The sequence below is a fragment of the Corallococcus terminator genome, assembly GCF_003611635.1.
Taxonomy (GTDB): domain Bacteria; phylum Myxococcota; class Myxococcia; order Myxococcales; family Myxococcaceae; genus Corallococcus; species Corallococcus terminator.
In genome coordinates this window covers 1-12,798 of the sequence record NZ_RAVZ01000294.1, presented here as the reverse complement: position 1 = coordinate 12,798, position 12,798 = coordinate 1, and the positions used below count along the sequence as shown (strand labels likewise).

The 12,798-nt window shown below is 67.4% G+C and carries 15 protein-coding genes; 6 read left to right on the top strand and 9 right to left on the bottom strand.

Annotated elements, in window-relative coordinates; all coding sequences use genetic code 11:
• Positions 1 to 974, bottom strand: a 974-nt coding sequence (locus D7V88_RS31690; protein WP_120544354.1) for a cytochrome c peroxidase, incomplete at its 3' end; no start/stop codon positions are given.
• A 155-nt stretch (positions 975 to 1,129) separates the two neighbouring features.
• Here D7V88_RS31690 and D7V88_RS31685 point away from each other — a divergent pair.
• The 3 genes from D7V88_RS31685 (at position 1,130) to D7V88_RS31675 (ending at position 3,769) form a co-directional block, all read left to right on the top strand.
• On the top strand, positions 1,130 to 1,654 hold the full coding sequence (locus D7V88_RS31685) for a hypothetical protein (protein WP_120544353.1): 525 nt from the start codon (positions 1,130 to 1,132) through the stop codon (positions 1,652 to 1,654).
• 116 nt (positions 1,655 to 1,770) lie between these two features.
• The gene (locus D7V88_RS31680; RefSeq protein ID WP_120544352.1) at positions 1,771 to 2,598 is read left to right on the top strand and encodes a polyphosphate kinase 2 family protein; all 828 of its coding nucleotides are present in this window, start codon (positions 1,771 to 1,773) and stop codon (positions 2,596 to 2,598) included.
• Between the two features lie 169 nt (positions 2,599 to 2,767).
• The gene (locus D7V88_RS31675; RefSeq protein ID WP_120544351.1) at positions 2,768 to 3,769 is read left to right on the top strand and encodes a fatty acid desaturase family protein; all 1,002 of its coding nucleotides are present in this window, start codon (positions 2,768 to 2,770) and stop codon (positions 3,767 to 3,769) included.
• On the opposite strand, the gene aac(3) is transcribed toward D7V88_RS31675, so the two are convergent.
• The 4 genes from aac(3) to D7V88_RS31655 form a co-directional block, all read right to left on the bottom strand.
• Positions 3,763 to 4,584 carry an aminoglycoside 3-N-acetyltransferase gene (gene aac(3) / locus D7V88_RS31670; RefSeq protein ID WP_120544350.1) on the bottom strand — a complete coding sequence of 274 codons (822 nt, stop codon included), beginning with the start codon at positions 4,582 to 4,584 and terminating at the stop codon, positions 3,763 to 3,765. The genes D7V88_RS31675 and aac(3) overlap by 7 nt on opposite strands.
• Positions 4,581 to 5,330, bottom strand: a complete 750-nt coding sequence (locus D7V88_RS31665) for a DUF5953 family protein (RefSeq protein WP_120544356.1) — start codon at positions 5,328 to 5,330, stop codon at positions 4,581 to 4,583. The genes aac(3) and D7V88_RS31665 overlap by 4 nt, the downstream gene beginning before the upstream one ends.
• A complete protein-coding gene (locus D7V88_RS31660) occupies positions 5,327 to 6,064 on the bottom strand; it encodes a DUF6310 domain-containing protein (RefSeq protein ID WP_341870736.1) in 738 nt (245 codons plus the stop codon). Before D7V88_RS31660 ends, D7V88_RS31665 begins: the two co-directional genes overlap by 4 nt.
• Positions 6,065 to 6,352: 288 nt before the next feature.
• On the bottom strand, positions 6,353 to 6,925 hold the full coding sequence (locus D7V88_RS31655; RefSeq protein ID WP_208726589.1) for a cysteine hydrolase family protein: 573 nt from the start codon (positions 6,923 to 6,925) through the stop codon (positions 6,353 to 6,355).
• Positions 6,926 to 7,037: 112 nt separating this feature from the next.
• On the opposite strand from D7V88_RS31655, the gene D7V88_RS31650 reads away from it, so the two are divergent.
• Entirely contained in the window at positions 7,038 to 8,027 is a 990-nt protein-coding gene (locus tag D7V88_RS31650; RefSeq protein WP_120544348.1) for a GlxA family transcriptional regulator, read from the top strand.
• Between the two features lie 25 nt (positions 8,028 to 8,052).
• On the opposite strand, the gene D7V88_RS31645 is transcribed toward D7V88_RS31650, so the two are convergent.
• Positions 8,053 to 8,463 (bottom strand): DUF3224 domain-containing protein, encoded by a 411-nt coding sequence (locus tag D7V88_RS31645; protein ID WP_120544347.1) that lies wholly within the window; start codon positions 8,461 to 8,463, stop codon positions 8,053 to 8,055.
• 82 nt (positions 8,464 to 8,545) lie between these two features.
• Entirely contained in the window at positions 8,546 to 9,604 is a 1,059-nt protein-coding gene (locus tag D7V88_RS31640) for a C39 family peptidase (protein WP_120544346.1), read from the bottom strand.
• A gap of 462 nt (positions 9,605 to 10,066) precedes the next feature.
• On the opposite strand from D7V88_RS31640, the gene D7V88_RS42695 reads away from it, so the two are divergent.
• Positions 10,067 to 10,354, top strand: a complete 288-nt coding sequence (locus D7V88_RS42695) for a hypothetical protein (protein WP_147448941.1) — start codon at positions 10,067 to 10,069, stop codon at positions 10,352 to 10,354.
• Positions 10,355 to 10,651: 297 nt separating this feature from the next.
• On the opposite strand, the gene D7V88_RS31630 is transcribed toward D7V88_RS42695, so the two are convergent.
• A complete protein-coding gene (locus D7V88_RS31630) occupies positions 10,652 to 11,062 on the bottom strand; it encodes a PaaI family thioesterase (RefSeq protein ID WP_120544344.1) in 411 nt (136 codons plus the stop codon).
• Positions 11,063 to 11,189: 127 nt separating this feature from the next.
• Here D7V88_RS31630 and D7V88_RS31625 point away from each other — a divergent pair, with 127 nt between their 5' ends.
• Positions 11,190 to 11,930 carry a M90 family metallopeptidase gene (locus tag D7V88_RS31625; protein WP_120544343.1) on the top strand — a complete coding sequence of 247 codons (741 nt, stop codon included), beginning with the start codon at positions 11,190 to 11,192 and terminating at the stop codon, positions 11,928 to 11,930.
• Between the two features lie 89 nt (positions 11,931 to 12,019).
• Here D7V88_RS31625 and D7V88_RS31620 read toward each other — a convergent pair whose 3' ends face one another.
• Positions 12,020 to 12,586: a ferritin-like domain-containing protein gene (locus tag D7V88_RS31620; protein WP_120544342.1), complete on the bottom strand. Its 567-nt coding sequence runs from the start codon at positions 12,584 to 12,586 to the stop codon at positions 12,020 to 12,022.
• Between the last annotated feature and the right edge of the window lie 212 nt (positions 12,587 to 12,798).

The window sequence follows — 12,798 nt, the reverse complement described above, 5'->3', positions numbered from 1 at the left end:
GAGTCGTTGAAGAGGGGGACCACGCCGCGCTGCCCCAGGTACGTCATGTACGCGAAGCCGATGTTGAGGAACTCGCTGTCCGGGCGGGACACGTTGACGGGCCTGGGGGGCTGTCCGGGGGGGACGGTGAACTGGACGTTGCCATCGGGTTTGATGGCATAGAAGAGCGCGTCGTGGACGTCGCGCCGGACGATGCGGTTCTTGGTGCGGTCGCCGTGACACGCTTCGCAGGCGAGGGCATAGACGTCCCGGCCGCGGCGTTCGGCGGCATCGAGCACGAGGAGCGCGTCGGGATCCGGGATCTTGCCCAGGGGGAAGCCCAGCTCCAGCAGGTCCGACACGAAGCGGGCGCGGGGAGAGCTGAACACGCTGCGCTCGAACGCGGCGATGCGATTGCGCACGGTGGCGGGCACGGTGCCGCCCTCGCTGTGGTTCGTGACGGCGCTCTGCACCTGTTCGGTGAGGCTCGTTTCACGGCCATCGAATTGAAATGGGCCGGGGAAGCCGGTGTCCGCGATGCTGGGGACGCCGCGCCAGACAGCGATCTTCCGGTCCGGTGACGTGACGACGTTCCCCTGCACGTCGATGACGTCCATGTTCGGGGGAAGGGGGAGGACGACACGCACCAGTCCCTTCTTGAGGTGCGCATAGGTTGGGACGGCGGCGGTGGGATCATCCGCGTCGATGCGATTGAACAGCGGGTCCCCGGGGTTCTTCGCCCAGACGGCCTCCACGTGCGCGGGCGTGAGGGCGGTGTTGTCGGAGAGGACATGGCAGGTCGCGCAGGAGCGGCCATTGCTGCCGGGCAGCGCCTCCTGGAAGTGCTGCTTCCCCGCGAGCGCCAGGGCGGGAGACACCAGCTCCGCCTGGGATGTGACAGGTTCGGAAACGACTTCGACGGAGGTTCCTGTCTCGGTGCAGCTCGCGAGCACGAAGACTCCCACCGTGCACGCGATGAATCGACGCCCTGCCATGTGCTTCCCTCCCGGATGATGCGGCGGGGAGGGAACACCGGGAGGCGCTGGAGCTGTCACCGCGAGTTCAACAACTTCCGAAGGCTGCCCTGAGCGATGGGGGCGTTGGGCGGGCATGCTGGGCCCCAACCAGCCCGCTGGTAGGATTTCCCTTCATGGCGATCATCATCAAGGGCATCACACGATGCCGCATCTGCGGAAGTGGCGACTTGTCGCTCCCGTACATCGGGACCTCGGGGATGGCCTTCCCCAAGGGGGATGAACTCCATCCCTACTGCGATGCCCTACTCCATCTCGACTGTCTGGCGCGCTGGCCGCATCGGGAACGCTTCTCTCGCGGGTACTTCGACCGCCGGCGGGATGATCCCGATCGCAGCAACGGCGTCCTTCTCGCGGAAAGACGCACGTGGCTCCTGCGCTGCGGTCCGGCGAGTCCCGACGCCGAACCCTATTTCGCGGAGGTCCTCCTCATCGATTGGCCGATGCGGCTCTACTCGCGCTGGGCTCAGTGGGATGACTACGTCGCACAGGGGTATGGCCAACGCTTGTCGGGTGAGGCGCTGATGGCAGCGGGCCAGGTGATGTCCGAGGTCCGCCAGGTGGCTCCGACCCTGGAAGTGCTGGGCGCGTTGCGGCAGCAGGCGCTGACCCAGCCGTCGCCTGGCGGGTCCGAGCGCTGAACGGAAGCGGCGCCAAGGGTCCGAATCCGGTGAATCGACCACGGTCCCCTTGATCCAGGGTGTGAATTCTCCGGACTCCCGGGCAGCATCGCCCCACACCGGGAGGGCAGGGGACCATGAACACCATCCGCAACGACAAGCAGGCGGCGAAGCTGAAGTTGGATCGCATCTCCGCGGCTCCGCCGAAGAAGGCGGACAGGGACGAGGCGAAGACGGAGTTCGGCGCGCTGGGCGAGGAGCTGTTCGACCTCCAGGACCTTCTGTGGGGCGCGAAGATGAACTCCGTGCTCATCGTCCTCCAGGGGCGCGACACCGCCGGCAAGGACGGCACCATCAAGCACGTGGTGGGCAGCCTCAATCCGCGCGGCGTGAGCGTCATCTCCTTCGGCGTGCCCAGCACCGAGGAGCGCGAGCACGACTTCCTCTGGCGCGTCCACCGCGAGGCCCCGCGCAAGGGCGAGTTCTCCATCTTCAACCGCTCCCACTACGAGGACGTGCTCGTGGCGCGGGTGAACTCACTGGTCCCCAAGCCGCTGTGGAAGTTGCGCTACCAGCACATCCGCGACTTCGAATCCCTGCTCATCGAGCACGGCACCATCGTGCTCAAGTTCTTCCTCCACATCAGCCAGCAGGAGCAGGAGCAGCGCCTGCTCGCGCGCGAACAGGAGCCGCGCAAGGCGTGGAAGATCAGCGCGGGGGACTGGGAGGACCGCAAGCACTGGGACGACTACTCGAGCGCGTATCAGGAGGTCTTCGCCCGGACGTCCACCGAGCAGGCGCCGTGGCACCTGGTCCCCTCGGACGCCAAGTGGTACCGCAACCTCGTGGTGGCCCGCACGGTGGCGGAAGCCCTGCGCCCGTACCGCAAGCAATGGCAGGAGCGCCTGGACGAGGTCGGCGTGGAGAAGAAGGCGGAACTCAAGGCGTGGCGCAAGAAGCGCTGACGCGCGAGCCGTTCCACCGGGCAGCGGCCCACCGCGTCATCGATGACGCGGTGGGCACGCCCGAGCGCCGTGCGGACCGCTGACCCTGCCATGACATGGCGATGCGACAACGATGGCTGTCATCCGCCCCGGTGTTTCGCCGGGCGGTCACCGTCGGAGTCTCCGCGCCATGGAACGAACCGCGTCGCATTCGAGCAAGGACCTCATTGCCCGCACGCGTGCCTTCGCTACGCAGGACGCCGTGCGCTCGGGTTGGGCCCTGGGGTCCACCTATGCGGCGCTGGCGGGCGCGGTGGCGCTGGCGGTGGCCGCGCCCTGGTGGCCCCTGCGCATCGTGGGAGGCTTCATTGAAGCGCTGGTCCTCATCCGCGCCTTCATCCTCTTCCACGACGCCATGCACGGCGCGCTCCTGCCGAAGGCGAAGTGGGCGAAGGCGCTCTTCCAGGTCCAGGGCATCCTCACGCTCACGCCCGCGCGCATCTGGAATGACACGCACAACCACCACCACGCGAACACGGCGCGCATCGCGGCGGACTCCGCCGGCACCTTCGTCACGTGGACCACGGAGCAGTGGCGCAAGGCCACGGGCTGGCAGCGCCTGGGCTACGTGGTGGAGCGCCACCCGGTGACGTTGCTGTTCGGCTACGTCACCGCGTTCCTCATCAGCCTGTGTCTGGTGCCGTTCGTGAAGAACCCGAAGCGCTACTGGACGTCCGGGCTCGCGTTCGGCCTGCACGTGGCGCTGTCGGTGGCCGTCTGGCATTTCTTCGGCCTCGCGGTGTACCTGTGCGCCTTCGTGGGCCCGCTGTTCGTGGCGTACGCGCTGGGCACGTACCTGTTCTACGCGCAGCACAACTTCGATGATGTGGCCATCCTGCCGGACGCGGACTGGACGCACGCGGACGCGGCGCTGGAGGCGAGCAGCTACCTGCGCTGCGGGCCGGTGATGGCCTGGTTCACGGGCAACATCGGCTACCACCACGTGCACCACCTCAATCCGCGCATCCCGTTCTACCGGCTGCCGGAGGCGATGGCGGCCCTGCCGGAGTTGCAGGGGCCCCACGTCACCGCGCTCACGCTGAAGGACGTCGTCGGCTGCCTGCGATTGAATCTGTGGGACCCGGCGCGGCGGCGGATGGTGCGCTACAGCGACGCGGTCGCGAGCTACTGACGCGTGACCCCGAAACGGCTTTCGAGCCAGTGGACGGCGAAGGCCACCATGGGCCGGGCGTCGACCAGCACCGACGGTGCATCGCCAATCACACCCCTGCGACCCTGGCCGGTGGCGAGGAAGGCTTCGACGATTTCAGCGAAGAAGTCGTCCGCGAGTCCCTCCACCACCGGGTCGCTGGTGTCGAACTCCTCGAACTCGCGCCAGACGGTCCGTCCATCGATGAGCAGCGGCGCCTCGTAGCGGAGGACGCGCTTGTGGGGGATGTCGGCGAGGTGCTCCGCATGGTGGAGCAGCGTCATGGTGTCGAGCGGCGCACCGAGCATCAGGGTCTTGCCCCCCGCGGCGACCAGTTTGCCGAAAGGGGACTGGGGCCCATAGCCGTAGTCGAGCGCATGGTCGGAGGTGAACCACTCCGCGCGGCCTCCCAAGGCAGCGCAGGAGGCGCCGGGATTTCCGCTGCGTCTGGCGCCGGGCGTGGTGCGAAGCAGCTCTGGGAAGGCGCCGTTGTCGCGGGTTGAACGGGAGCGGAGCGGATCAAAGGGGGGAATCTGGTCGCGCAGTTTCGGAGCATCGCGGACCTCGTCCGGAAGCTGCCAATCGCAGTAGCCCAGCAGGGTGCCCTCGGGCCCCAGCACATCACCGATGGCGGCGATCAGCGTGTCGGGGCCACCCAGGATCGGCCCGACCGAGCGCAAGGCGGCATGGGCCAGCACCGCGTCGCCGGGTTCAAGTCCCAGTGTCTGGAGTTGCTTGGCCAGAATCGCCCGGGTCCAGGTGGAGGGTGGGGCAGGGGGCTTGTTTGGGGAGGTCATGAGCGTCCGCCAATCTCCGGGAAGCGCTCGTAGGCTCGCAGGAGCGTGTCCAGGTGGGCGGGGTCGTCCAGATCGAGCGGCGCATCCGTGAGTTGCACAATCCACCCGCCCGTCGCGGTCCGGCGCGAACGTGAAAGCAGGTCGGCGTCTCGGGCGGGATCCGGAAACCCGATGGCTTGCGCGGACGCGGCGGACCAGTAGTTCAGCCACCCGAGGCAATGCGGAAGCGCGGGCGAGCGGAGCTTCTCTGGGAATCTGAGCGCTGGGAGCCCCCGGGGCGGAACTCCTGGCTTGTGCACCGGATCGATTGTCTGCCGTGAGATCTCCACCGCCGCTTTGGACGGCGTCGCATGTCCCCACAGCGCGAGTGCGCCCTCCGCCACGCTCTCAAGCAGGCCCGGCGCCGCTGCGCTCATGGCTTCGTCCAGCGGCAGCTTTGCGTGGACATCCAGCAACGGTTGCCCGCCCGGAGCCTGGCTGCCGGGCGTTTGCAATCCATAAACCGTCACGGGGTAACCCTCGTCTCCGTTGCACACGAGCTGGAACCCCCCTTCCTTCGTCTCTTCTTCAAGCCACGCGTCGCGCTGAGGCAATGCAATGAGCTGTCCGTCTTCGGAGACCTTCCATTCCAGACGCAAGCCGGGGAGCGCCCGCTCCATCCCATGGACGACCGCGAGCGAGCGACCGTCGTTGCCCACGAGCGCGGGTGCGTAGACGATGATGCCAAGTCTTTTTCGAGTCGTCATCGTTCGCACCCCGTGACCACGATATCGAGGGTGCGCTCTTCTGCTTCCAACGCTTCTTTGTGCGCTTGGGTGCTCACGCCGACGACGAAGCCATATCCACAGGCCGCCGCGATGCCTCGTTCCTCCCGCATCTTGACTGCTTGATCCTTGACCACCTGACGCTGGAGAAAATCACTGTACGTGTCGAATTGATCGGTTTTGATCTCCCACAGGACACGCACGCCCACTTGCAGCGCATCGAAGCGCAGGCCGTCCACGAGCACGTCCATCTTGGGATACCGATTGGGCGGAAACCTGTCGGCGCACGCGTTGTGCGCATCGTCTCCACCCCGGTGGGGCACTGGGATGGGCTCGCATCTGGCGTGGCGCGTCCGATCCAGGGGCCCGGGCGGCAATGGGGGTTGCCAGTCCTTCCCGGCGGGTTCCGGCTCGATCCGGGGCTTCTGTTTCGCCACGGCCTCCACGGGTGTCGCCTGTGTTCCTCGCGCGGTGCCTGCTTCCTCGGGATAGAGCTGTCGTAGTTCATGGGCGTCCAGCTCTTCCTTGATGGCGACGGCGACCACCACTACGCCAATGATGATCACGGCTCCCACGACGAGCTCAGGGGCAACCAGGACGCAGGCTCCGAGTCCCAGTGTCGCCGCGCCCGCGGAGGCGACCGTGCACCGTCCCGTCGGATCGTGAAACTGGATCCGATCAGGGTCGAGCGCCTCGAAGCAGCGCTCCACCACCACGGACCAGGGCTGGGACGCCTCCTGCACGACGCACCTGCCGTCGTCACCCCAGGGAAGCTTCGCCGCTCGTTGGAGGTTTGCGACCCTGGTGTTCCGGGCCATGCGCTCTCCCGGGAGCGGTGCCGGCGTAGCGCAGGCCGAGAGGGCGAGGAGGAGTGCGATGCAGGCGCGGAGACCCATGAGCACGTCCCTTCAATCAAGCAGGACGCTGTGGGTCAAGGCAGGCCGGTCCGGAAGCACGGCAGCCAGCACCTGGCGGGAATTGAACCCGAAGCGCGGTTCAGCGAGTCATTGGCCGCTGACCCGGGACAGGAGGTCGGCCGTCGGCATCACCTGCGCATAGCCCATGCCCAGGGCCGCCAGGAACGCGGCATGGACATGGGCCGCGGGCACGACCTGCCCTTGGAACTCCAGGCTCCGGGCCGCGCAGGCGTCGGAGAGGACGGTGACCGCGTAGCCCAGGTCCGCGGCCGCGCGCACCGTGGCGTCCACGCACATGAGGGTCATCATGCCGACGACCACCAACTGTTTCACGCCCAGGTCCCGCAGGTGCGTCTGGAGGTCCGTGTCCCGGAAGCTGTTGGGGAAGTGCTTGAGCACCACCGGCTCTCCCGGCTGGGGCGCGACCCGGGGATGGAGGTCCGCGCCGGGCGTTCCCGGCAGGAAGAAGGTAGCGCTCGGCCCCAGCGACTCATGGCGGATGTGGAGGACCGGCAGTCCTCGCTCCCGGAAGGCGTCCAGGACCGCCCGGGCCCGGGTGGCCGCAGCCTCGGTCTGGTCCAGTTCGAACCGGCCGCCCGGAAAATAGTCATTCTGGATGTCGATGAGCAGCAGCGCGGCGTGCTCCAGGGTCTTCTCCACGGATGTCCTCCTCTACGCCTGGGGGGGGGCGATGACCGGATGTGTATCCAGGTCCGACTCCCGGCGGGAGTGTCCGGATTGACAATCTCCAGGCGAAAAACGACAAGCGACCATGTCCGCCGAGCAGCGCACGACCCGCATCGCGGTGCTGGCCCTGGAGGGCTGTGTGGCCTCCAGCGTGACAGGTCCCCTGGATGTCTTCGCCATGGCGAACATCCTGGGTCGCGAACAGGGGCTGGGGGAGTCTTTCGCGGCGGAAGTCGTGTCCCTCCGGCCCGGCCCGGTCCGCAGCTTCCATGGTGTGGAAGTGGCCGCGCGACACGTGCCGGGTCCCTCGGACCGCTTCGACCTGATCCTGGTCCCGGCGATGGTGGGTCCCCTGGAAGCAATCGTGGCCGAGCGTGCCGTCGTGGCCTGGCTGGCGGAACAGCATGCGCGGGGCGCGCGGTTGGCCGCCGTATGCGCTGGAGTCCTGCTGCTGGCCGAGACAGGGCTCCTGGATGGCCGGGAGGCCACCACGCACTGGGGGCTCGCCCATTCCTTCGCGGCCCGCTACCCACGGGTGACGCTCAAGTCGGAGCTGCTGGTGGTGGACAACGGCGATGTGCTCACCGCGGGTGGCGTCACCGCGTACCTGGACCTCTGCCTGCATCTGGTTGCGCGACATGCCTCATCGGAGCTGGCCATGCACTGCGCCCGGATGCTCCTGGTGGAGCCCGCCCGTCGATTCCAGGCACCCTTCGCGGTGCACACCTCGCCCCGGGGGCATGGCGACTCCGCGGTGCTGCTCGCCCAGGACTGGCTGGAGGCACACCTTTCGGGGCCGGTGACCCTGGAGGGCGCCGCCCGGGCCGCGAGCCTTGGCCAGCGCACCCTGCTGCGACGCTTCCGCAAGGCCACGGGCGACACCCCCCTGGATTACGTCCAGCGTCTGCGCATCGAGACCGCCAAGCGCCTCCTGGAGACCACCCCCCGCACCGTCGAGGACATCACCCAGGCCGTCGGCTACGCGGACGCCACGTCCTTCCGACGTCGCTTCAAGGCACGCACGGGCCTGACACCCGATGGGTACAGACGCAGATTCGTCATTCCCAAGCGGTGAAACATCTGGCCTGCAGCCGTGGCTGCTACCGCGCTCCCTGAGGCAGTGTGTACTGGAAGTCGTAGGAGTGCTTCCCGCCCGCGGCGATGTCGATGGTCATCGAACCGGCGAGCCCCACGAGCTCGCCGGTTCCGGAGTCCGGCACCACCGTGATGACGAGCTGGGGCGCGCCACGCGTCATCGTCCCGGAGTGCTGGAGCGCGAAGGTGCCGCCGCGGCCCTCCAGCGTGCCGGTGACGCGCTCCATCGCCACGTACCCCGCGGAGCCCTCCACGGGCGTGCGCACCGCGAGCATCTGTCCCTGGCTCGTGGCCTCCAGCGCGCCGTGGTAGCGCTTGTCCAGGTTCATCCGGCCCGGGGCCGCCTCCACAGCGCCTGCCTCCGGGGCCATGGGGGTGAGCTTGACGTCGAAAGGGCCGCTTGCATGCTTCGTCATGGGACTGGCTCCGTTGCTGGCTGGGCGGACGGATATGCCAGGACCCCGGGCGGGGGATTGCAAAAACGCGACAGCCCCCGGCTCAGCCGATGGCGGCGAACACCGGCTCGTGGCTGGTGTTCAGGCGGAAGAACGGTTCCAACTGGGCGCGCGTCATCTCCACGACGCCGTCCGGGTAGAGCGGATCCGCGACCAGGTACTTGCCTTCCGCCGTGCGCCCGAGCACCGCCATGAAATGCCCGTCCCCCTCCAGGTGGTAGGCGTCTTCGTCGGGGAAGCTCTCGCTCCATGCGGAGCCCACGTTGCCCGGGCACACCACCGTCTTGCCTGAAGCCAGCGCGTCATCGAGCGCGCCCCATCCCGTCGCCTGGGACCCTCCGGCGCCCACGCTCTCCGCGGCACTGGTGACGGCGGAGATGTCCGTGTTCGTCCCGTCCTGGTCGAGCACCCGGTACTGCTGGCCGTTCACCTCCACCATCGAGCCCTCGGCGTTCGGGTACATCAACCCCCGGGCGTAGTCGATCTGCTGTTCGGGTGAGAGGTCCTCGGGCATCTTCCCCTGGGCGCGCAACGCCATGGCCAGGCTGGTGGGCCCGCAGTTCCGGGTCGACGTGCCCCCTTCAGGGTTGAACTCGTCGGTCTGGAACTGCGTGATGAAGAAATCATTCGCGGCCTTCACCGTGCTCGGCAGGTTGGGCGCGAGCAGCGGGCCTGCATACACATACTCGCTGAGGTTGACAGACCGGCTCCCGGCCAGTTCATCGTCGTTCAGCCCCAGTTGCGCGCACAGCTCATGGAACTTCAGGTCCTTGGCGGAGCTGTAGTCGATGAGGTCCTGCGCGGTCTTGATGCCGGGGTGCTCCGCCAGGAACGTCTGGAGTCGGGTGTTCCGGAGGATCCGGCCCGCGTTCGACGTGGCCCCTGTTCCCTCATAGCGGGACACGACGGTCGAACTCCCACGGGGGGCGCCCTCCAGGCGGGGCTTCAGGATGTTCGTGGAAGGCCGCGGTTCGAAGGCGTCACGGGCGAACGGCGCGGGCGGCGGAATTGACGGCCGGGACAGGGCGCCCGGCGGTGGCTGCGGCTGTGCCGGTTGGAACTGCGAGACCTTCGGCGTGACGAGATTGCGCTGGAGCTTCATGTGGCTTCCCCCTCTGGGCTTCGTCTCTTGGATGAAACGCTCACCCAGTGTCACGCGGCAGCCGCCCTCCGATGAATTAAGCCGAGTTAAATCGGATGCTCGCAGGGCGAGGACGGAGGATGCGCTCACGGAAGCGGATGACAAAATCGAAGCCGATTTCCGTTGTCGCTGCTGGCGTAACTGCCGGTGGGCGCTCTCCAGATAATCCTGGGCGGAGGGCCCTGTCCCAGCCCACCAGGGTCGGGTGTCCAAAGGAGCATGAAGCGGATGCACGACCTGGGAGGACCGATGATGCGAGTTCTGAAGAGAGTGATGTTGGTGGGATGCTGTGCGCTACTCGGAGCCTGTGGCGAGGAGGAAGGCGCCCAGGACGCGGGAAACCCGCCCCGTTACGCAATCCAGGTGCACATCCCGTTGGAGACGGACCCCTGCGGCGTTACGACGGCGATGGCGTCTTTTGATGTGCCTATCGAATCCGTGCCGCTGGACGTGGACAAAGACTCCATTCACGGGGCGATGCTCGATGTCCCCGTGGGCCCGCAGCACCCCGTGTACGTGAGCGCATACAACGGCAGCGGCCTCCTGGTGTACTCGGGGAACTCGTCCGTGGATGTCGATACCGAGGGGGAGGGGGCCGCGAGCATCTTCATGTTCAGCCATCCCCAGAACTGCCCGGGCGCGGGCTCCGACGGCATCCGCATCATCGGCCTTCTGCGGACGGGCCGCATCGACACCGCCAGCAGCTTTTGAAGGAGGCTCTTGTTTCCGCTGAGCGCCTGTTGAACAACGCACTGGCCCGATCGCTCCATTTCAATGGGCTCTCATCTCACCGCGGTGCGAGCGGACGCTGTGGCTATTATGGGGCCATCACCAGCTTCGACACGTCGGAGCCAGGGAGTCTCTGGTCCAACAACACCTGGGACGACGGAACGGTCCTTCCGCCCTCGAACTGGCGGTGCTCCGGCACGGAGCGCCTTCTCTCGTTGGACTGTCGAGATGCTCGAAAAAGCGGCGAATGCGAGGATTGACTAACGGCGTCTGACAAAGTCACGCTGCCGCAGTGACCACGGTTCCCAGGGCGATCGCGCAGAGCTTCTCCTCGCCGTCCTGGACCGCGAAGATTTCGCACTGGCAGATGGCCTGGCGCTTCCCGACGCCTTTCGCCTGGGCCCGGGCGATGAGCAGCGAGCCGACCGCCGGCTTCAGGTAGTTGATCTTGTACTCCGACGTGAGCGCATTGCCGCCCAGCGCCAGCCCTCCCGCGAACGTGATCGAATTGTCCGCGAGGTAGCTGAGCACGCCCCCGTGCACGAAGCCGTGCTGCTGCTTCAGGGGGTCGGTGATGGGAATCCGGATCTCCGCGGTGCCGGGCCCCGCCTGCGTGAGCTGTGCACCGAGAAACTGGCTGAACGGCTGGGCTGCGAACACCTGGCGCGCGAACTCTTGAAGGTCGTCCAATGCGAACTCCTTGGGAAGGGCCCCATGTTATCCACGAGAAGCCCGTAGGTGCCGAGGCTTCGGACTCGCACACGTTCGTCGCGCGGCAGTGCTCACCGCATGCCGCGCGGGTAGACTCGCGCTTCTCATGGCGCTTCCCCGTTCCGGCCTCTTCCGCACCCTCCGTCGACGCCGATGGCTGCGTCGGCCCTTTCCTCCCGAATGGTCCGCCCCCCTGGAGCGCCACGTTCCCTTCGCCCAGGAAATGCCGCCCGAACTGCGCCAGCGGTTCCTGGATCTGCTCAAGCTCTTCATCTGGGAGAAGGAGTTCATCGGGGCAGGGGGCTTCACGATCACCGACGAGGTCCGGGTCGTGGTGTCCGCCACCGCCGTGCGCCTGGTGCTCCACCTGGACCTCTCCTATTACGATCGCTTGAGGGAGATCATCGTCTACCCCGACGCGTTCCGGCTTCCGGACCGCACCGGCGTGGTGCTGGGCGAGGCGAAGAACTGGGGCAGCGTCATCCTGTCGTGGCAGTCGGTGCTGGCGGGACTGCGCGACCCGAAGGATGGCCACTCCACGGCCACGCATGAGTTCGCCCATGTCCTGGACCGGGAGGACGGAAGCTTCGACGGTACGCCCCAGTTGCGCCGCTACTCGCACTACGCGGCCTGGGCCTCGGTGATGGGCGAGCACTACCTCAAGCTGCGCGAGGGCCGTCGTCCAGAGCGAGCGGTGCTGGACGACTATGGCGGGCTCAACGAGGCCGAGTTCTTCGCCGTGGCCACCGAGTCCTTCTTCGAGAAGCCGCGTCAGATGAAAGAGCAGACGCCGGACCTCTACGAAGAACTCATGCGCTTCTACGGATGGGATCCGGCGCGCGGGTGACGGGCCGGCCCTCCATGTAGCGACTGCTGAGCCGCGGCCCGGCGGGTCCATTCAGGGCCCGCCCGAGAGACCCACCGGGCCGGGGCGGCTCAATTCTCCAGCATGGGCTTGCCCTGATGGGCCACCAGCAGGTCATGCATGTCGTTGGCGTGCTCCTCTTCCTTGGTGAGGATGTCCTCCAGGAGCCGCCGGGTGGTGGGGTCGTGGTCCGCGAAGTAGCGGATCATGTCGCGGTAGGTCTCGATGGCGATGCGCTCCGCCACCAGGTTCTCGCGGATCATGTCCACCAGGTTCTGGCCCTCGACGTACTGGCTGGCGCTGCGGGACAGCAGCCCTTCAGGGTTGAAGTCCGGCCGGCCGCCCAACTGGTTGATGCGTTCGGCGAGCCGGAGCGCATGGTCCTGCTCCTCGCGCGCGTGCTGGCCGAACTCCTGCTTCACCGCCTCGCTGTGGATGCCCACCGCGGAGATGTAGTGGTTCGTGTAGCGCAGCACACAGACAATCTCGGTCGCGAGCGCGTCGTTGAGCAGCTTGAGCGTCGTCTCGACGGTGCCCTGGTAGTTCTCCGTGACGGCGCCTTCCTCCAGATGCTCACGGGCGCGGCGGCGGATCTCCTGGATGTCGGTGACGAACGGCGGCGGCTGTACTTCGGCCATGGTGGATTCTCCCGGCGAATGCGTGTCGGGAAGCTGGGGTGGGGGTGGCACGGGAGGCCACCCCACCTGCCCTGGAGCCCCGGGAGGCCCACGCCCGTCCGTCCCGCCCCGGAGAGTGAAGGGCGAGCCGACGAGAGGACGCTCGTCGCCGTCACCGCCCGGAAGTCGGCTCGGCCTGAGGCGCGGTGGCGGCCGAAGACCCGGTGCGGGGA